We start from the raw sequence: 19,318 nt of genomic DNA, 5'->3' as shown, positions 1-19,318 counted from the left end.
GTTGCAAGAAAAAAGAAGAAAAAATTTGGAAAGAAAAGTTAGTTTATTGTGGAAGATGTTTGAGGTTGTTGAATGTTATTGTTTGGAAGTGAGAGAAGTTTGTTTAATTCAGATTGAGTAATATTAATCTGTTCTTTTATCTTTTTTATTTTAGATTCAAGCAGGGCTTCTTCTTTTTGCAGTTTTTCAAGTCTGTTGATTAATTGTTTTATTTTTCTGTAATCCATGGGATAACTCCTTTTGAGATTAATTATAATAAAGAAGTTATATTTGAATCGTTTTAGTGAAAAAAATAAAAAAATTAATAAATTTTTAGAAATTTTTTCAATTTCGAGTTTTTTTGAAATTCTTTATTATAATTAAGTAACAAAAAGGATAAGCCTATGAAACCTTTTTGTTACTCTACCTCTAAAATGGCAAACTATCTCGGTGTAAGCAAAGACTTTCTTCTTAAAAACAAGAATAAACTCTTCAAAAAAGGAATCCATTATTACGAACCTTACGGAATAAAAAAAACGTTATGGAACGTTACCCAGATGGAAAAATGGATAACGGGTAAAGAGGAAAATCCTTTTAAAGAGATTTTAAATGAGCTATAATTGTATTACGATTGACACTTACCTCATAGGAGGTAAGAGATGATAGAAAATCCAAAAGTCAGTTTGTTTAATAGAAAAGGGAAATTATACATTCAGTATTATATAAACGGCAGGTGTGTTCAAAAATCACTCAAAAGGGATTACACCAAAGAAAACATTAAGCTCGCTAAAAAATACGTTATTCCCGAAATCGAGAGAAAAATACTTTTAGGCGAGATTCAGGATAACAGGGTTAAGCCTAAAGAGTTTGAATATTACGCCACCATATATTTAAGACAAAAAGAAAACCTGAAAAGCTACTATGAATATGAAAACATTGTTGTAAACCAGCTCTTCCCGCTTTTTAAACACAAAAAGGTAAACGAAATCACCAAAGGCGAAATAAAAGAGTGGGTTGATAAAAGGCTTAACGAGATAACGTCTAAAAGGTTAAGGAATATCCTTAATATATTAATCGCTATTTTAGATATTGCGGTAGAGTATGAACATATACAAATCAATCCCGCTAAAAACATTAAACTGCCTTCCCATAAAAAAATAAGAGATATGAAACCTTTTAACGAAGAAGAGGTTAAGCTCTTAATAAACAATGCGAAAGGTCAGTTTAAATGTTATTTGGCTATCGCTTTTTACACTGGAATGCGTCCCGGTGAGATTATAGCTCTTACGATAAGCGATATTAATCTTAAAGAGATGTATATTAACGTAAACAAAAGAATAAGAAAAGGCGAAATCGATACACCAAAAACAAAAAACTCTTTAAGAAAAGTTCCAATATTTCAAAACCTTAAACCTTACCTTGAAGAGCTGATTAAAAAAGCCAAAGAAAATAAAACGTTTAACCTTTTCACAACAAAAACGGGTAAAAGGTATTATTCTTCCGACAAACTTCATCCTCATTGGTATGATTTACTTCAAAAGTGTAATATCGAAAAAAGGGTGATGTATAACACAAGACATACGTTTGCCACACTTGCCATTAAAAGAGGCGTTCCGATATTCAACGTATCACAGATACTCGGACACAGAAACACTCAGGAAACCCTTGAGACTTACGCCAAATTTATCAATAACGAACACCTGCAGCTTGACAGAAACCTGGAACTTTTTACTGACAGTTCCACTGACAGTGTGTCGAAAAAGGCGTAATTTCGGTATTGTCAACATGTCCCGCCCTCTCCGCCAGACTAATTTCTTCATTTATCTAAATCCTTTTTTAATAACGTTGTTATGTTTCTATGGAAAATTTAAATATGATATGGTTTTTCCACTTTTTTGGCACAAAAGTTTGATAGGATTATCAAAATCGTTTAATTTTAAAAGGGTGCTTGAAATGAATAAATTAGTGTATTTAGTTGGAGCTTTTATTTTTATAGTCTTTACGGGATGTGCTGTTACTGATTCTACTCAGGTTGTAGCTCCAAAGATTATAAAAAACACTTCACAAGAACAGCTAATAAATAAAAAATATAGAACATTAAATGTTGAAGAGTTAATTTCGATTAATGAGCCGTTTAAAATAATAAAAAAATATGTGAAATATATAAAATGTGACGAATATGCTAAAAAACCGTTTGTCGCTACGGATTGTAGATTATCAAGAAAAACTGATTACAAAAATATTGACAAAGTTTTGAAATATTTAGTTTCTGTTGAAAATAAAATTGTTAATAAAAAAGAAAAAGCGTTTTATTATAAAAATTTAGCTTATTTATTTAGTTTGTTAAACGATGATTATCAAGCAGTTTATTATTTAAAAAAATCATTAAATATTGATAATTATTTGTGTAAAAATGTTAGATATTCTTTAAATAAAAGTAGTTATTGTGTAAATTTAAATGTGAAAAGTTTTTATAGTGATGGTGTACCGTTATTATATGATTATTATGAATTGGGAGATTTGAGTGCGAATTTGGATGATAGTATATTTTATTATAAAAAAGCAGTATTTATAATAAATAAATTTTCTCCGGTTACGAATTTGAAAAAATTAGTAAGAACCGATCCGAAATTAAGTTATAAAATAATTGACAAAAAATCAAAATATTTAGATTTGCTAAATAAAAAGTTAGAATTGTATTTTAGTCTTGTTTATTTATATAAAGAAAAAAAAGATTATAAAAAAGCTGGTTATTATCTAAAAAAAGCTTATGATTTAGATAAAAACATTTTAAATTTTACGTATTATAGTTATTTACATTCGAGAGATAAAGATTACAGTACTATTTCAAGTGTAAATGAATATAAAGAAGAATTGATAAAATCAAAGTTAAATTATTTAATTAATAAAGCAAGAATTTATAGTGAATATGATAGAAAAAAAGCAATAAAAACATATCTGGATTATTATAAAACATGGAAAAGTTTTGGTGAGCTTAAGAAAAAAGATGAAATTTTATTGGTTAAAACAAAATATGACGAGCCTATAAATAAATTAAAAAAATATAAATATGTTAAAAATAAAAAATCATATCAGTATTTAATGAATTTAACTTTATTGGGAGTTACCAACCCTTCACAAATAGATAAAAAAATTACCGAATTAGAATATGCGAAAAAAAATGAGTTAATAAAAATTGAAAAAAAATATTCTTATTTGAAAAATTGTAAGAGTGATAGTTTGTATTATGCTTGTGTAAGAGATTTTTACGGATTGCTTAGTTATTTAGAGTTTTTTAAATTAGCAAATGTCGTTAATAAAGACGAATTTTTAATAAATTTATTGAAATATATTGAAAGAAATAAATTGTATTATCAAGATTTTTATATGTTTTCTGTTAATTATAAGCCATATTTATATTATTCATTCGGTGAATATTTTTTTGAAGAAGGAAATTACAAGTTATCTTTTAGTAATTTAATCAATGCGGCAGAAAATAAGAATAATTATAATAATTACATTTTTAACGGCGAATATTATTATATGTTGGGTGTTTCGGCTCAAAAATTGGGTTATTATGCAGATGCTTTGAAGTTTTATGAAAAATCTATAAAAGAGATGAATAAAGATATAATCAGACTGAGTACAAATGAGCAAAAGAAATTAATTGAAAAAAACAAAAACATAATTGCTAATATGATAGATTCTGCAATTGAAGCAAAAAAAACTTATCAAGATATTAACGGAGCTTTATTTGAAAAAGCCATAAATTATTCGTTGAATTACAAGAATTCACTATTTGAAATCGAAGATTATATTGCAAGTTTATATTATAAAACAAATGATTTTGAACTTAAGAGTTTAATAAGAAGTTATTTTAATTTAAAAAGAAAATTAAATGAAAATTATATTAAAAATAAAGATACTAAAGATTTGGAAAATCAAATAAAAGTTGTTTACAATCAAATATTGTTTTATAAGCCTTATAAAACTACGTTTGTTAGAAGAGAAGATGTTGCGAAAAATTTAAAGGATGATGAACTTTTTGTCAATATAATTTATTCGAACAAACGATATTACATTTTTTATTTTGATCATGAAGATAATTTCGGATGGAAAATATTTAATGAAAAAAACTCATTTTTGTTAAATAAAAAAATAAAAATATATCAAAAGTTGGTTAAACAATTAAAAAGAAATCCTTATAATGCAAGAATAGTTAGACAAAAAAATAAAATTACTAATCAAATATACAATGATTTATTCGGATTTTTAATAAATGATAAAAATATGTCTTTTAAGAAATATAAAAAAATTATAATTTTTTCAGATGGTCTTTTAAGACTTATCTCTTTTGGAGAGTTATATGATTTTCATAATAAAAAATATTTAATTGAAGAAAAAGAAATTTCCTATGTCCCTTCGGCAAAATTTTTACTTGACAAATCTGTGAATAAACAGATTAAAAATGCGATAATTTTTGCAGCTCCGGATTTTAATAAAGGTGTGGGAAGTAAGAAATTTAGAGGAAGCGGAATTATTACAATTAATGATCTATTTAGAGGAATGAAATTTTCTCCTTTACCAGGAACTTTAAAAGAAGCGAAAGAATTACAGGCTATTTTTAATATCAATAAACTTCACGAAAAAATATATTTAAAAAAACAAGCCAACGTTTATAATTTACTAAGTATCAATTCTCCTACAATTTTACATATTGCGACTCATGGATTTTATATCAATTCAGATAAAGTAGTAAATCCGATGTTAAAATCAGGTATTGCTCTCTCAGGTGCAAATAAAACTAAAGAAGGAATCGTGACGGCTCTTAAAATTACAGGACTTGATTTGGATAATACCAATTTAGTTGTATTATCTGCATGTGAAACAGGAGTAGTAGACTTAAAATCAACCGATAATGTAAGTGCTTTAAACAAATCTTTTTTACTTGCGGGTGCTAAAAATGTCATTTCTACTTTATGGGAAATAAATGATAATGAAACGGTGAATTTTATGAAGTTATTTTATAAAGAGTATTTAAAAACAAACAATGTTTCAGAAGCATTAAGAAATACTAAAATAAAATTTATTAATGATTATAAATCGTCTGTATATTGGGCACCGTTTATTTGTTTTGAAAAGTGAAGTTAAAGGATAAATCGATATGCTAAAGAGACATTGTTCGGTTAATTTTTTAAAGGTTTTTATTATTGTTGGTATTTATTTTTTAATAACAAATTTTTTATCAAAAAGTGAATTTATAAGAAGTAATTATTCTGATTATTCTTTTGATTTGGTAAATTTAATTTTATTAAAAACTCCTGACTTATATCCGGATACGCCAAAAGTTTTTGTAGTTCATTTTGATGATAGGTTTTTAAAATCTAGAAATCTTTTAAATAAAAATAATGAGCCTACATATGGTTATATTTTTCCAAGAGAATATATTGCCGATTTTATAAAAAGACTTGACAATAGAATAAAAAGAGTAGGGTTTGGGCCAAAGGCTTTATTTATCGATTATGACTTTTCTTATAGTTCCATGCCTTTAAATAACGGATTGTCTCGCGGAGATAAAAAGTTAATAAATATTTTAGCGAAAGATAGAAATTATACAATTTATCTTCCTCGTATATCTTCATATAATTTTATAGCAGACTCTAAAAATGAAAAAATACAGAAGCATATTAAAGAAAAGAAAATAGTTTTTGTGAGTCCGAAATTGTATGTAAATAATGACGGCGATATAAGAAGATACAAACCTTTTGACGTAATAGATGGTAAAACATATAAAAATATAATAATAACTTTATATGAAAAAGATAATAACACTACTTTAAAAAATAAGCTAAATTCCTCTATATATCAAAGTAATATTTTATTTAAAGCTTACAAAGAAAATAAAGAAGGAAGAATGATTCAAAAATCTTATTGGTCAAATTTATTTAAAATTTCTGTTATGGATTTTTTTGATTTACCAAGAAAAAATAAAGATTTGAATAATAGTATAATTTTTTTAGGTAGTTCATATCAGCATAATAACGATAAATATACGCTTTTTTCTTTTCCTTTAACTTTAGAACTTAATGGAGTTGACGTATTGGCAAACGCTTATGAGACGATTAGTTTTTTTGGCGGTTTTTTAAAAGTTTTTGGGTTTAAAAGTGTTTTGGTTGTATTTTTGTTAGTTGTTACTGTAAATTGTATTGAGAATTTAGGTTTTTTTAGAAGGTTAAACGATTTTAAAAAAGTCGAATGTGAAAATACAGTTTGTAAAATTGGTATGAAAGTTTCGAACACTATTTTGTCTAAAGCATTTATTATAGGTATGTTTTTCTTTTTAGTTTCGATAATGTGTTTATTGAATTTTAAAATATGGATAGATTTTTTAGTTCTTTTGATAAGTTATAAGTTTGTTGATTTTCTTATAAAACTATTAAAGGAGAGAAAATGAAAAAGCTTTTTGTATTAGCTTTACTTGTGACTTTGTCTTTTTCACTGGAAGGTCGAGCATATGGGAATATAGTAATCAGCATTAACAATCAAATACATAAATTAAAAAATGGTGATGTCGTTAGATTATATGACGGAGATAGAATTTGCTATGTAGCCGGTAGTGGAGAATTCGAGGTATTAAATAGGTCTGTAAACGAAGATAGTTATAGCTGTTTAAATATAGTGAAAGATAGTTCGAGCAATAAGTATAAAATAATGGATAAGATAATAAAAGTACTTTTAACATCGACTGATACCGAGGTTAATGGTGTGACGCTTAGGGCGCCAAGTATTGAGGTTGATTTTAATAATGAAAAGTATTTAAGACTTAGCGTAAAAAATAAGAGTCTCCCGCTAAAAGTTAAAATATATACTAACAATAGAGTTTATACTTTAAGTGTCAATAAAAATGATATCTTATTAAGTCTTGCTAATTATAAAAAAATTAAAAAAGTTGTTTTTTTAGATAAAAACAATAAAAAAATAGTTGAAATAAAGCAATTACAAATTTAAAAAACGAACATTAAATTTAATAAAACTTTTATAAATTAAAAACTTTATCATTAATGATATAATAATTCAAAAAAAGGCTAAAAAATGGGTTTTGAAAATATTACGTTGCCGCAAGAAGAAAGCATAAAAAGAAAAGCGGATGTGGTTTTTGTTATAGATAATTCGGGAAGCATGGGGCCGGTAAAGGATGAAGTTAAAAAGCATATTAAAGATTTGGTAAATAAGCTTGAGAAAGAAGATGTTGAGAGTAGGCTCGGATTTGTATTTTACGGGCATGATGCGATATATGTTAAGCATTTTACGGATGATGTGGATGAGTTTTTGGAATCTTTCAAAGAAGTACAGACTAAAGATACGGGATGGAATGAATTTACTCTTCCGGCAATCGATTTGGCCGCCGATTTGGATTGGAGGGAAGGAGCTCATAGGTATATTGTGATTTTCACTAATGAAGACATTTACGGCGGATATGAAAGTGACGAACAAATTGCTAAATTTGACTGGCTTTTGGAAAAACTAAAAAAATTGAATATAAAAGTTTTTTATATAGGAGAAGATTGCGATTATTATAGAAAATTTAAAGAACTTCCAAACTCAATGTATATCGTGACAAAAGATTTTAAAAATTTGGACTTTAAAGAGCTTTTTGATTCTATGGCAAAAAGTATTTCTCAAAGTAGTGTTAAGAAATTTGAAAGTGACGATAATGTTGAAAAAGATATATTTAACGTACGAGACTTTTCAACGTTTATGGTGAGAGTATTTGATATATGAAGTTTTGGGACGGGATTAGTTCTAAAATAGGTATTAATGAAGCTGTAAAAGGTAAGAAGAAAAACTATGTAATTAATAAGTTTTTAGGAATTGGAAGTTTTAATAATGCATATTTGGCAAATGAAAAAGTATTTTTAAAACAATATACTTATCCTATTGGAAAACATAAAAATTTTCCAAAATTCAAAAATAGACTTAAAAAAATTTATGATAAAATCAATTATTTAAATTATACGGAAAATATTATCGAACTTTTTGAGTATAAAGACCATTGTTTTATCGCACGCAAATATGAAAAAGCGAAAACTTTAAAAAAATACATATCTCGAAATCCTTCTATAGAAAACAGGATTAATCTATTAAAAAAGCTGATTTTACCTCTTTTTGAAATTCATCAAAACGGGATTATTCATACTGATTTAAAGCCTGAACAGTTTTTGATTTTAGAAGACAAAATTATTTTGATTGATTTTGACCATTGTATAGATGAAGGGCTTAATATAAACGCTCCCGCACTTACGAACTATTGGTATTCGCCGGAGCATATAAAATACGAAAATATATCTTTTCATTCTGATGTTTTTACTTTTGGGCTTATTGTTTATAAGCTTTTAACTAATATTCATCCGTTTTATGAAATGATAAAGACTGGCAGATATGAAGAAGCAATTTTAAATAAAAAAGGATATGTACCTATCAATCAGATTTATAAAAACACCCTTCCTACTCATTTAGCAGAGTGTATTGACTTTATGATTGAGCCTGATTTTAAAAACAGACCCACTACCTCTGAAGTTTATGATGTTTTTACTAATATCGTGTGAATACATCAACCGGCTCTAAATCAAAACCTTTTAAAAGCCTTTTTGTATAATTATAGTAAATCTATGTGAGAGATAATTAAGTAAAGAAAATATGATAAATGTGGGATGTAAATATGAAATATGGAGTAATAATAGGGCGTTTTCAGCCGTTTCATAAGGGGCATGAATATGTTGTTAGGAGTATTATCAAAAAAGGATATAAGCCGATAATAATGATAGGTTCTCCTAATGTCAAAAACGAAAAAAATCCTTTGAGTTTTGAAAAGAGAAAAGAATTGATTGAGATGATTTTTGATGATGTAATTATAGAACCTTTAGAAGATAACGAAAATTGGGATATTTGGTATGAAGATATATTGCGAATTATTAAAAAACATACTGATGAATTAGAAAAAATTACGTTTTTTATTCATATAAAATCAAATGACAAAGATACTTTTATTTTTAAGGGCAAAGAGTATAAAGGCGTTCATTATGTCAAAATATTTGAAGATGAAGGGTTTGAGGTAATTAATCTGGATAAGTTTACGAATAAAAATCAATACATTCACGCAACCGATATCAGAAAAGATGAAAATTATGCAAAAGAGCATTTAGACGAAAAAATTTATAAAAGATTAAAAGATTGGGGCTTTTGGGGTAATTTTTAATTTAGAATTTTTAAAGGAAAGATAAATGAAAAAAATTTTATCTATTATTTTTTTGTTTTCTTTTATATTCGCTTCATCGCTGAATTGTAAAAGAGATGAACTTTATATTGTAGGATTGAATAAGAAAAAGGACATTATAGAATGTCTCAAATCCGGGTATGAATTTAGCGATAAATCTATAGAAACGCTTTTGAGTGACGGTGACGAAGATATTTTAAAATATCTTGTAAAGTATAAAAACAGAAAATTACAAAACAAATTTTTCCCGATTTATTTTATTAATAAGGGAAAATTTTTTGATGAATTTAAAACAAACACTTTGCAAGATAACGTAGCGAAATGTAGAATAACTAAAGAAAAAGATGTTTGTAAAAGAGCGGTTAATCTTGCTATACAATTAGAAGATTACGATACTGCTTTAGTACTTGCTTATAAAAGTAATCAAGTATATTTATTAAAAAATTATATAGAAAATTTGAAGAAGGAATATTTAATTTGTTATTATCTAAAAACTTATCCTCCCACAGCATATAAACTTTCGAAAAATCTTCAAGTTTATTGTCCTTTTAAGATTCCTAATAAATTGATTTACGAAAAATATTTGAATAATTCTTTAACAGAGGCTGCGGAAAATAATGAAACTATAAAAGCTATTAGATTTTTAAAACAAGGAGCAGACCCTAATACTAAAGGGCGACCGGTTTATATTGCGGTTGCAAAAGATAATTACCCTTTAACAAAAGCATTATTGGATTATGGAGCTTTTACTCATTATATTAATCCTTACTTCGGGTTTAATATCGTATTTAGCGCTTCGGCGGATTCACCCGAACTTTTAAAATTAATATTAAAAGTAGCTCCCGAAAGTTATGTTAATCAAGTTGTAAAAATAGGTTATGAAACTGACTATCCTTTACATTACGCATTTAAAAATCACAGATATGAAAATATGAAAATTTTATTTAAACACGGAGCTAAAATTAGAGATGACGGATTTATTTATTATTGTGCTTTTAAAGATAATAAAAAAATGTTGGATTTATTTAAAAAATACGGTTATGATCTTAATAAAAAATACGAAAAATATAAAAATTTATGCCAATAATAATGGAGTAAAAAATGAAAAAATTGTTTTTGTTGTTTAATAAACTTTACCGAAAAAAGGTATTGTTTAGCATAATTTTGTTAAGTATTGCTTTGATTTTTGGAATTTATGGGAATTATAAGATTTATGGGGATTTTTTTAAGAGTATAACTACGACTTTAAGTTATTTCGGGTTGAATTCTCCTGATAAAGTGAATTGGGAAGTTTTGGTATCTTTTATATTGATAGTTATTGTAATTTTTTTAGGGACTATAGTTTTGGTATTAAGAAATAAAATGGATGTTTTTTTAATGAAAAATAGTTTGAAAGATAAGAATATTGTCCTGTTTGGGTTTGGGGAGATTAATAAAAATTTTTTAGAGAATTTTAAAGATTCAAATAGAGAGGAAAATATTATTGTAGTTGATAAAGAAGATAAAAATTTTGATGAATTTTGGGAAAAAGGATACGTGTTTCTAAAAAAAGAAATAAATGAAGAATTACTTAATTTGTTTGATTTTGAAAATACTATCGATATCATAGTTGCACTTGGGAATGACAGAATTAATATTGATACGGCATTAAAACTTCTTGACAAATTAAAGGATATAAAGACAGAAACGAAACTGATAGTTCATATAGATGATTCGGATATCGGAGAGATTTTCTTTGAAAAAATGGAAGAAATAAAACAAATTGAAAATAAAAACGTTTTGGTAAATATTAAAGTTTTCTCGTTAAAAACTGAAATAGTTGATGATTTATTTGACAAATATGTTTTTAAACTTGTTCCTTATGAATATGCAAGATTAAATGGAGATAAGAGTGAATTAAAAATAGCAATATTGGGAAATTCGGATTTGAATTTAGAAATTATTAAAAGAATATTTATTAATTTTGTTTTTCCCAATAATTTAAAAATCAAACTTTTTTTAATTGATGAAAATGAAAAAGAGTTTTTAGAAAAAGTGAAGTATGAAACTAATTTTTCTAATCAAAAATATCCGCATATAATTTTGCAATCTAAAAAATTAACTTATGATTTATTAAAAGATAAAAGATTTTGGCTGCAAGATGATTTGATAGATGTAATAATTGCATTTGATGATGAAGATAAAAATTTAAAAATTGCTATTGATTTATTTGAAAAAGTTTTTGTTCATCAGGAGAAAAAAAACCTTAAATATCCTAATCTCTTTTTTGCAATGTTTGATGAATTATCTTTTAGTGACTATATTGATAAAAACAAAAATCACTTCAAAAACTTTTTTACATTCGGAAATTTAAAAGAGATTTTGAGTGTTGAAAATTTGCTCGATGATGAAAAGTTTGAAATTGCGATGAAAATTCATAGTAGTTGGGATAAAGAAAAAGATATAAAAAAGGCTTGGTATTCTACTTCTTTATCAAATAGATTATCAAGTATCGCTCAATATGAACATATTCCTTTAAAACTGTTGTCTTTAGGATTTGGAATATCAAAAGATGACGAAAATGATGAAGTTGAAAAATATGAAAATATAATTCAAAAAATTAAACGAGAAAATATAGGATTTGAGGAATTTTTACAGTCCGGTGATTATTTCGCACTTTGTAATACCGAACATCGTAGATGGATGGCTTATCATTTTATAAATAATTGGGAATATGATGATTTTGAAGGTAAAGATAAGCAAGAAAAAGAGTATAAAAAATCTTTGAAATTACATCATTGTCTGACTGATTTTAAAAACTTCAAATATGATTCGGTTAAAAAGACTTTTAGTTATGATTTTAATGCTTATGAATATATACCCGAATATTTAAAAGGAAAATATAAAGTTGTGAAAGTTTCGAAAGAAAATGAATCTGAATAATTATTTTGTTCTCGGTGTTACGGGACATAGGGATTTTATAAGAGATGATATTGTAGATGAGTTGGTAGAGATTTTATTTGATTGTTTAAAGCAAAGAATAAAAAATAAAAGAGTACTTTTATTATCTCCGCTTGCAGACGGGGCCGATCAATATATAGCAAAAAAGTTTTTAGAATATAAAGAAAAAAACTCTTTAAATTGGAGTTTGGCGGTTCCTATGCCTTTTGAAAAAAATTTTTATATTCAGACTATAGAAAATAAAAAAAATTTTGAAGAGTTATTAAAAAAATCGATTGGAAGTTATATAATTAAAGGTAAAAATTTTGATATGAACGATGAAAAGTTTAAAAATAGACAATATAAAAAAGTAGGGGAGTTCGTCGCTTGTAATTCTAATATTTTAATAGCTCTTTACGACGGTAAAAAAATTAATAAAGAAGGCGGAACTTCTCAAATAATTGAATTTAAAAGAAAAAATTTATGCAATACTCCAAGTTTGATATATTGGATAAAAGTAGAAAGAAAAAATTCAATTACTTGTGATAAGATTGAAAAACCTAACATTAACGATAAATATATGGAATTCTTTGAAAAAGAGATGAAAATTGATAAATCGAAACTTTTAAGATTAGGTATAGAAATTGTTGAAAATAAAATGTTAACCGGGAGAAAGAATGAAAAAGGTATGGAGGGTATTCGTAAGTTCGACATTTGAGGATTTTAGACTTGAGAGAGCTTTACTTCAAAAGTTTGTATTTCCCAAAATAAAAAAAGAGGCTATAAAAAAAGGAGTGGAGTTTTTCCCTATTGATTTGAGGTGGGGAGTGCCGCAAGAAGCTCAGATAGACCAAAGGACGATGGATATATGTCTTGGTGAAGTAGAGAGGGCTACAACAGAACCTCGCCCCGATTTTTTATTATTAAGTGGTGATAGATACGGATGGGTACCTCTTCCAAGAGTAATAGAAAAGGAAGAATTTGAAGCAATAATAAACAAATTAAAAGAGTTAAATAAAAATATAGATATATTAGAAAAATGGTATGAGCTTGATTATAACCAAATACCATCTTCATATATTTTAAAATCAAGAGATGAAGTGATTGATAAAAACTATAAAGAGTGGGAAAATTGGGAAAAAGTAGAAAATGATATAAAAAAACTTTTGCAATTAGCAGTTAAAAAGTTAAATCTGGATGAAGAAAAAAAAGAAAAATATTTTATATCCGCTACTCATCAGGAATTTAGAACTTTTTTAAATCATATTGGAAAAGATAATATACAAAATCATATATTTGCAATTATGAGAGAGTTTGAGGATAAAGATGAAATAACTGATAAAAAGTTAGTTGAAGATACTTCTGAACTAAAAAACTTTAAAGATGAAATTAAAAAAAATCTAAAAAATGAAAATCTAAAAGAAGAAAATATTTGTGAAACGTCGGTTTCGGTAGAAATTTATAAAAAAGTTGATGAAATAGAAGAATTGATAGAAAAAAGTGAGAACTTTAATGAGTTTATTGAAAAATTGAATGATGATGAAATAAAGAAATATTTTATTAAATTAAAGGAGTTTGTAAAAAACAAACTTTTACAATCGGTTCAAAATTATGATTTCAATGAGTTAAGTGAAGAGGAACTTCAAGAGGATTTTTTAAATCATCTGCTTAGTAAATCTTTTATCGGCAGGGATAAAGAGATGAAAGAGGTTTATGAGAGAATAAAAAGAGGTGAGGATATATTGATAGTTGGAGAAGGAGGTGTGGGAAAGTCTGCTTTTATGGCTAATCTCATAAATAAAGCTAAAGAAGATAAACTAAATGTAAAATATGTATTTGTAGGTGCTACTCAAAACTCAATTCTTTGTGAAGATATTGTAAAGTTTATTGAAAATGTAGAAGATAATAGTATTGTTTTTATTGATGCTTTTGATCAGATTAAATTTGATAAAAATTGTAATATAAATAAATTTTTTGATGCTATAAGAAATAAAAAAGCACAGTTTGTAATTTCTAAATTAAACAATAAACAAACATTAAATTTAAAAAACTTTGAAAAGTTTCCATTACAAGATATTTCAAAAGATGAAGCAAAAGATTTACTCAAAATATTATTAAAAAAAGAAAACAGAACACTTACTAAAAAGCAATACGAATATGTTTTAAATAAAGAAGATTCAGGAAAGCCTCTATATCTTACAATGGCGAAAGAAGAGGTTAAGTTTTGGAGAAGCAGTGATGAACTGACAGACAAAAAAGAAGAAGAAAATAAAAATAAAAGATATTTACCGTCAACACAAAAAGAGATGATAAAAGAGTTTATTGAGAATTTATATCAATTACATCATAATAAAGAAGAATTGGTTAAGAAAGTGTTCGGATATATCGTTGCGAGTGATTATACGTTAAGTGAAGAAAAACTTCTTGAAGTTTTATCTTTAGACGATGAACTGATGAAAAAAGTACAAAACACACACCATAAAAATTTGACAAAGATAATACCGCCTGCAGTATGGGCGAGGCTTAGATTTCATATAAAAGATATTTTGATTGAAGATGAAAACGGAAATCTTAAGTTTTTTCACAGGGAGTTTGATGATATAGCAAAAGAGATGTTTTTTAATTGTGAAACGTTGTGTCAGTTTGAAAAAACAGTTGCAAAAGCAATTGAAAAAGGGAAAATTGAATATTTGATTCAATTTTTGATTGTCAGTATGTTAAAGGGATTTAAAAATAAAAGAAAAAAAGAATGTTTGTTAAATGCAGAAATTGCAAAAGCAATCATAAAAAAAGTACAAGAGGGGAATTGTAATTTTAAAAACGAATTAAAACTATTTGAAAAAAAATTATTTAAGGATTTAAGAAAATTTTTCAGAGCGGATGCCGATTATGTTATAGAAGTTGAGGTTCTGTTTTTACTTAATTGGATTAAATTTTATTGTAAAGATGAAGAAATCAATAAAATAATTGACGAGTGTAATAAAGCGTCTTATCCGAATTATATTCAAAATAGAGAAAATTTAAAAAACATTGATTATTCTTTATTCGAAAAAGAGTTGAATGAAGATGTAGCGTTGAAGTTAGTGAGGAAAAGTTTTGTTTCGTATAAATTTTTGCCGGAGAGTTTAAAAAGTGCAAATTTTGAAAAAAAAGCAATTGAGAAAAATCCATTGGTTTTGTTGTATGTTAGTAATCCAAGATTTTATAAAAAAGAACTGTCGGAATTGAAAAATAAAAAAGAATGGTATGTTTTGTGCGGTTTTTTAAAAGATAAATATATTAAGCAGATATCTCTTTCTATTCATCCGGAAATTTTAGAATTTTTAGGAGATATGGATAATGAATAATTTTAATAATGATGTTTTAGAGTTTCGAAATTTATACAAAGAACTTAAAGAAAAGTACGATAAAGAAAAATATATTTATTTTTTAGGTTTATATGAAGATTTGGTATTAAATTTTTGGGTAAATGATATAAAAAGTTTGGATGAAAATACTAAATTGTTTTTGGAAATTTTTTTAGGTTTGACAAAAGAAAGAGATATTGATGAAATTAAACTGACAATTATAAAATTAAAAAAAATAAAAAAATTCTTATTGAAAAAAGGGTTATATAATACTAAGACATATAAACGTTTAAAAATATTAAAAAAATTAATAAGGAAATTTGATATGGAAGAATTTTCAAATGAAATAAAATTAATGGAGCTTGAAACAGATTTTTTAGTAGAACCTACAATTGAAAATTTTAAAAAATTGATTAATTTTGCACAAGAATATATTGATGAGTTATGCTACAGAGGAAATAAAGAAAAGATTGTTTCTATAATAAGAGATGTGTATAGTGTATTAAAAACAAAAGAATATGACAGTTATATAGCGGTTTTAATAGAAAAAACTGTTAAAAAATGCGAAATAGATATAAAAGCAATTGTAGATATTATAAAAGAAGTTTTGGAAAAATATGGATCAAATGATAAAGAAGAATTACCTCTTTATTTTTTGACGGTGTTAATTAATGTTTATAAAAAATATTATAAAAAAGATGAATATATTCTAAATTATGATGAAGAGTTTCGTAAAAAAACAGAAACGATAGATAATAATTTTAGCATAGAAGACATCAGCGAAACAGATTCTTCAATATGGAATCCTATTGAAATTGCTAAAAAACTTAAAAAAGAGCTTCCCAAATATATATACGGACAAGACCATGTAATTGAAAAAATTGTGGATAATTTTAAAAATAATCTTTTAAATAATATTGGGCCGAGGGCTACTTTTCTTTTTTTAGGACCTCCTGCCACAGGAAAAACATATATGGCGGAAGTGCTATCGAAATTGATAGACGGATATAAATTCAAAATGTTTAATATGGAGCAGTTTACCCACGAAGACGGAGGTATTACATTATACGGTAGCGATTTTAAATATTCTAAAGCAAGACCCGGATATTTGACCGATTTCGTTTTAAAAAATCCTGAGTCGATTATAGTGTTTGATGAAATAGAAAAAGCTCATCCGGTGGTACAAAATACGCTTTTGTCGATTTTTAATAACGGAAAAATGGTGGATAAATGCGGATGGGTAAAGATTGACGGGAAATATGTTCCTTTTGACGGTAAAAAAGCTGATGAAGACGATGATTATCCTAAATATCCGGAAATTCAGGAAGTTGATTTTTCAAAAACGATACTTATTTTTACTTCAAATGTAGGAAAAGCACTTTATAATTCGGAGTTTTTTTGGGAACTTGTAAAAAATGATTATGACAGAGCGGAAGATATGATAATCGAAGCACTTCAAAAGGAAAAATCTTTTACTCCTCCTTTTTTATCGAGATTGTTAAGCGGTGAGTTGCTTTTGTTTAAAAAATTGGATTTTATGAGTTTGGTAAAAGTAGTTAAAAACTCATTTGAATCTTATAAACAGAAAATTTATGAAAATTATAATATCGAATTTAAAGATATTGATGAATTAATTTATTATTTTATAGTCTTAAGTTATGCTCCGAGAATTGATGTAAGAAGGCTAAAATCAAAAGCCGGTAGTAGTTTTTTTGATTTAATAAGTGACTATGTGGTTGAGAATTATGTTGATTTGTCTGAGAAAAAAGAAGTAAAAATAGAAATTTCAAAGAAAGTAAAAGATTATTATGAAAAAAACATCGTTCCTATAATTGAAAATGATGATATTGTTAAATATATGTTTAGAAGAAATTTGACTTTAAGAATAGAAAAAGATATAGAATTGAAGAACAATACGTTCATTTATAAAATAGTTAATATATATTTTGAAAAAGTAAAAAGAGTTAATGATTTCGGAGAAAACGGAATTATTTTGGATATACCACAAGTTAGTTTTGACAATATAGCCGGGCATGTAAATGCGAAAAAAAGATTAAAAGAAATCGTTAGATTACTCAAAAATCCAAAAATAGTTCAAGAAAAAGGAATTGAAATACCAAAAGGTATGCTGCTTTACGGACCTCCGGGAACCGGGAAAACTATGCTCGCAAAAGCTCTTGCAAATGAAGCGGGATTGCCGTTTATTGCGACAACGGGAACAGATTTATTGAATATTGAAACAATAGATAAAATTTTTGATACGGCAAGAGAATATGCTCCGAGTATTGTGTTTATTGATGAGTTTGACGCTATTGGAAATAGAGGGAAAAATGACGGAAGAGAGATTGTGATAAATAAATTATTATCAAAAATAAACGGCTTTTCGGATAGTAATGACGTTTTTATTATTGCCGCTACAAATTATCCTGAAAAAATAGACCCTGCATTATTACGTTCCGGTAGGATTGATTTATTGGTGGAAATAAAATCTCTTGATAAAGAGGCAAGAAAGTTTTTTATTAAAAAAATAATAGAGAGTTTTAAAACACAAGGTGATTTTGACTTGGATATGTTGGTGGTATATACAACGGGTATGAACGGTTCTGATTTGGAAAAAGTAAAAAGGGAAGTAGGCCTTCTTATGATAAGAAAAGGATATGAGTTTTTAACGCAAGAACTATTAATAGAAGTTATTAATACTTTAAAATATGGAGAAAAAATAGAAGTGAATATTGAAAAAACTTTAAAATCTACGGCAATTCACGAAGCGGGTCATGCAGTTGTTTCTAAGATTTTAAGGCCTGAAATAGCAATAGAACAGATAACTATCGTACCGAGAAAAAAGGCATTGGGATTTGTCGCGTTTAATGATGAAGATGGGTATAAAAAATTAACAAAGCAAGATATTAAAAAACAAATTCAAATATTATTGGCAGGAAGATATTCTCAAATTAAAAAATTTAATGAAGAAGGTATAGATACGGGAGCAAGTGATGATTTGGAAAAAGCTTCGTTTTTAGCTTTTAAAGCTATTACCGAATATGGAATGGATGAAGAAATCAAAAATATTAATATAAAAAATTTACCCTCTTATTATGAGAGTACTATTGAAAAAAGAATTTTGGAGTGGTTGAAAGAGGCTGAAGAAAATGTAAAAAAAGTTATTGATGAACATTGGGATATTATAGAAAAATTAGCGGATTATTTGATTGAAAAAGAGTATATCGACGGGAAAGAGTTTTTAAAATTTTTTGAAAAAGGTAAAAAATGAAAGAAATTACAATTCATTTTTTAATCGGAATTCCAGCAAGTGGGAAATCATATTATGCGGAAAATGTCTTGAAAAATAAGTACAAAAATATAATTCATTTGGATAGTGACGATATTAGACAGGAATTAATTAAAAAATATAAAATTGAAAATGAAAAAGAAAATGATAAATATTTTGAAAAAATTGACGAGGAAGTTGATGAAATTTTCTTAAAAAAAGTTGAAGAATTGATTAAAAAAGGAGAAAATTTTATATTGGATAATGCCAATTATAAAAAATCTACGAGAGATAGAATTTTAAAACATATAAATGAAGTTTCAAAAAAATATAATATTCATTCTAAAATTATCGGCTATTATTTTGTTGTTCCGCGAGAAGTAATTGAAAAAAGAAATATTTTAAGAGCTAAAAGAGGGAACAGATTTTTAATTTCAAAAGAGAGTATTGATTATTATTTCAAACATTATGATATTCCGACTATTGATGAAGGATTTGATGAATTAGTTGAAGTTAAAATAAATAATTAAA

At 26.2% G+C, this 19,318-nt stretch carries 15 protein-coding genes; 14 read left to right on the top strand and 1 reads right to left on the bottom strand.

The genetic code is table 11. From position 1 onward, the window contains the following. Positions 1 to 38 precede the first annotated feature (38 nt). A complete protein-coding gene (locus EDC58_RS05930) occupies positions 39 to 227 on the bottom strand; it encodes a hypothetical protein (protein WP_123352591.1) in 189 nt (62 codons plus the stop codon). 156 nt (positions 228 to 383) lie between these two features. Between EDC58_RS05930 and EDC58_RS05925 the strand changes: the two genes are divergently transcribed. The 14 genes from EDC58_RS05925 (at position 384) to EDC58_RS05860 (ending at position 19,317) form a co-directional block, all read left to right on the top strand. Further along, positions 384 to 599: a hypothetical protein gene (locus tag EDC58_RS05925; protein ID WP_123352590.1), complete on the top strand. Its 216-nt coding sequence runs from the start codon at positions 384 to 386 to the stop codon at positions 597 to 599. A 39-nt stretch (positions 600 to 638) separates the two neighbouring features. Beyond that, positions 639 to 1,748, top strand: a complete 1,110-nt coding sequence (locus EDC58_RS05920) for a tyrosine-type recombinase/integrase (protein WP_123352589.1) — start codon at positions 639 to 641, stop codon at positions 1,746 to 1,748. Continuing rightward, on the top strand, positions 1,645 to 5,124 hold the full coding sequence (locus EDC58_RS05915; RefSeq protein ID WP_211325231.1) for a CHAT domain-containing protein: 3,480 nt from the start codon (positions 1,645 to 1,647) through the stop codon (positions 5,122 to 5,124). Before EDC58_RS05920 ends, EDC58_RS05915 begins: the two co-directional genes overlap by 104 nt. Positions 5,125 to 5,143: 19 nt before the next feature. Beyond that, positions 5,144 to 6,433, top strand: a complete 1,290-nt coding sequence (locus tag EDC58_RS05910; protein WP_123352587.1) for a CHASE2 domain-containing protein — start codon at positions 5,144 to 5,146, stop codon at positions 6,431 to 6,433. Next, entirely contained in the window at positions 6,430 to 6,987 is a 558-nt protein-coding gene (locus EDC58_RS05905) for a hypothetical protein (RefSeq protein WP_123352586.1), read from the top strand. The genes EDC58_RS05910 and EDC58_RS05905 overlap by 4 nt, the downstream gene beginning before the upstream one ends. An 84-nt stretch (positions 6,988 to 7,071) precedes the next feature. After that, positions 7,072 to 7,761, top strand: a complete 690-nt coding sequence (locus EDC58_RS05900; RefSeq protein ID WP_123352585.1) for a vWA domain-containing protein — start codon at positions 7,072 to 7,074, stop codon at positions 7,759 to 7,761. After that, the gene (locus EDC58_RS05895; protein ID WP_123352584.1) at positions 7,758 to 8,585 is read left to right on the top strand and encodes a protein kinase domain-containing protein; all 828 of its coding nucleotides are present in this window, start codon (positions 7,758 to 7,760) and stop codon (positions 8,583 to 8,585) included. The genes EDC58_RS05900 and EDC58_RS05895 overlap by 4 nt, the downstream gene beginning before the upstream one ends. 113 nt (positions 8,586 to 8,698) lie before the next feature. Further along, complete coding sequence (locus tag EDC58_RS05890; protein ID WP_170151121.1) at positions 8,699 to 9,235, top strand: adenylyltransferase/cytidyltransferase family protein; 537 nt, start codon at positions 8,699 to 8,701, stop codon at positions 9,233 to 9,235. A 25-nt stretch (positions 9,236 to 9,260) separates the two neighbouring features. Next, a complete protein-coding gene (locus tag EDC58_RS05885) occupies positions 9,261 to 10,340 on the top strand; it encodes a hypothetical protein (protein ID WP_123352582.1) in 1,080 nt (359 codons plus the stop codon). Positions 10,341 to 10,354: 14 nt separating this feature from the next. Continuing rightward, positions 10,355 to 12,175, top strand: a complete 1,821-nt coding sequence (locus tag EDC58_RS05880) for an NAD-binding protein (protein ID WP_123352581.1) — start codon at positions 10,355 to 10,357, stop codon at positions 12,173 to 12,175. After that, positions 12,162 to 12,890, top strand: coding sequence for a hypothetical protein (locus EDC58_RS05875; protein WP_123352580.1), 729 nt, complete (start codon positions 12,162 to 12,164; stop codon positions 12,888 to 12,890). The genes EDC58_RS05880 and EDC58_RS05875 overlap by 14 nt, the downstream gene beginning before the upstream one ends. Further along, complete coding sequence (locus tag EDC58_RS05870) at positions 12,850 to 15,519, top strand: DUF4062 domain-containing protein (protein ID WP_123352579.1); 2,670 nt, start codon at positions 12,850 to 12,852, stop codon at positions 15,517 to 15,519. Before EDC58_RS05875 ends, EDC58_RS05870 begins: the two co-directional genes overlap by 41 nt. Further along, a complete protein-coding gene (locus tag EDC58_RS05865) occupies positions 15,512 to 18,790 on the top strand; it encodes an AAA family ATPase (protein WP_123352578.1) in 3,279 nt (1,092 codons plus the stop codon). The genes EDC58_RS05870 and EDC58_RS05865 overlap by 8 nt, the downstream gene beginning before the upstream one ends. Further along, a complete protein-coding gene (locus EDC58_RS05860) occupies positions 18,787 to 19,317 on the top strand; it encodes an ATP-binding protein (protein ID WP_123352577.1) in 531 nt (176 codons plus the stop codon). Before EDC58_RS05865 ends, EDC58_RS05860 begins: the two co-directional genes overlap by 4 nt. Position 19,318 lies beyond the last annotated feature (1 nt).

The organism is Caminibacter pacificus, assembly GCF_003752135.1.
GTDB classification, from domain to species: Bacteria; Campylobacterota; Campylobacteria; order Campylobacterales; family Nautiliaceae; genus Caminibacter; species Caminibacter pacificus.
This window is presented reverse-complemented; position numbering and strand designations above follow the sequence as displayed.

Coding starts and splice junctions, on each gene's coding strand:
- EDC58_RS05930 (WP_123352591.1), bottom strand. CDS start 227: ATGGATTACAGAAAAATAAAACAATTAATCAACAGACTTGAAAAACTG.
- EDC58_RS05925 (WP_123352590.1), top strand. CDS start 384: ATGAAACCTTTTTGTTACTCTACCTCTAAAATGGCAAACTATCTCGGT.
- EDC58_RS05920 (WP_123352589.1), top strand. CDS start 639: ATGATAGAAAATCCAAAAGTCAGTTTGTTTAATAGAAAAGGGAAATTA.
- EDC58_RS05910 (WP_123352587.1), top strand. CDS start 5,144: ATGCTAAAGAGACATTGTTCGGTTAATTTTTTAAAGGTTTTTATTATT.
- EDC58_RS05905 (WP_123352586.1), top strand. CDS start 6,430: ATGAAAAAGCTTTTTGTATTAGCTTTACTTGTGACTTTGTCTTTTTCA.
- EDC58_RS05900 (WP_123352585.1), top strand. CDS start 7,072: ATGGGTTTTGAAAATATTACGTTGCCGCAAGAAGAAAGCATAAAAAGA.
- EDC58_RS05895 (WP_123352584.1), top strand. CDS start 7,758: ATGAAGTTTTGGGACGGGATTAGTTCTAAAATAGGTATTAATGAAGCT.
- EDC58_RS05890 (WP_170151121.1), top strand. CDS start 8,699: ATGAAATATGGAGTAATAATAGGGCGTTTTCAGCCGTTTCATAAGGGG.
- EDC58_RS05885 (WP_123352582.1), top strand. CDS start 9,261: ATGAAAAAAATTTTATCTATTATTTTTTTGTTTTCTTTTATATTCGCT.
- EDC58_RS05880 (WP_123352581.1), top strand. CDS start 10,355: ATGAAAAAATTGTTTTTGTTGTTTAATAAACTTTACCGAAAAAAGGTA.
- EDC58_RS05875 (WP_123352580.1), top strand. CDS start 12,162: ATGAATCTGAATAATTATTTTGTTCTCGGTGTTACGGGACATAGGGAT.
- EDC58_RS05870 (WP_123352579.1), top strand. CDS start 12,850: ATGAAAAAGGTATGGAGGGTATTCGTAAGTTCGACATTTGAGGATTTT.
- EDC58_RS05865 (WP_123352578.1), top strand. CDS start 15,512: ATGAATAATTTTAATAATGATGTTTTAGAGTTTCGAAATTTATACAAA.
- EDC58_RS05860 (WP_123352577.1), top strand. CDS start 18,787: ATGAAAGAAATTACAATTCATTTTTTAATCGGAATTCCAGCAAGTGGG.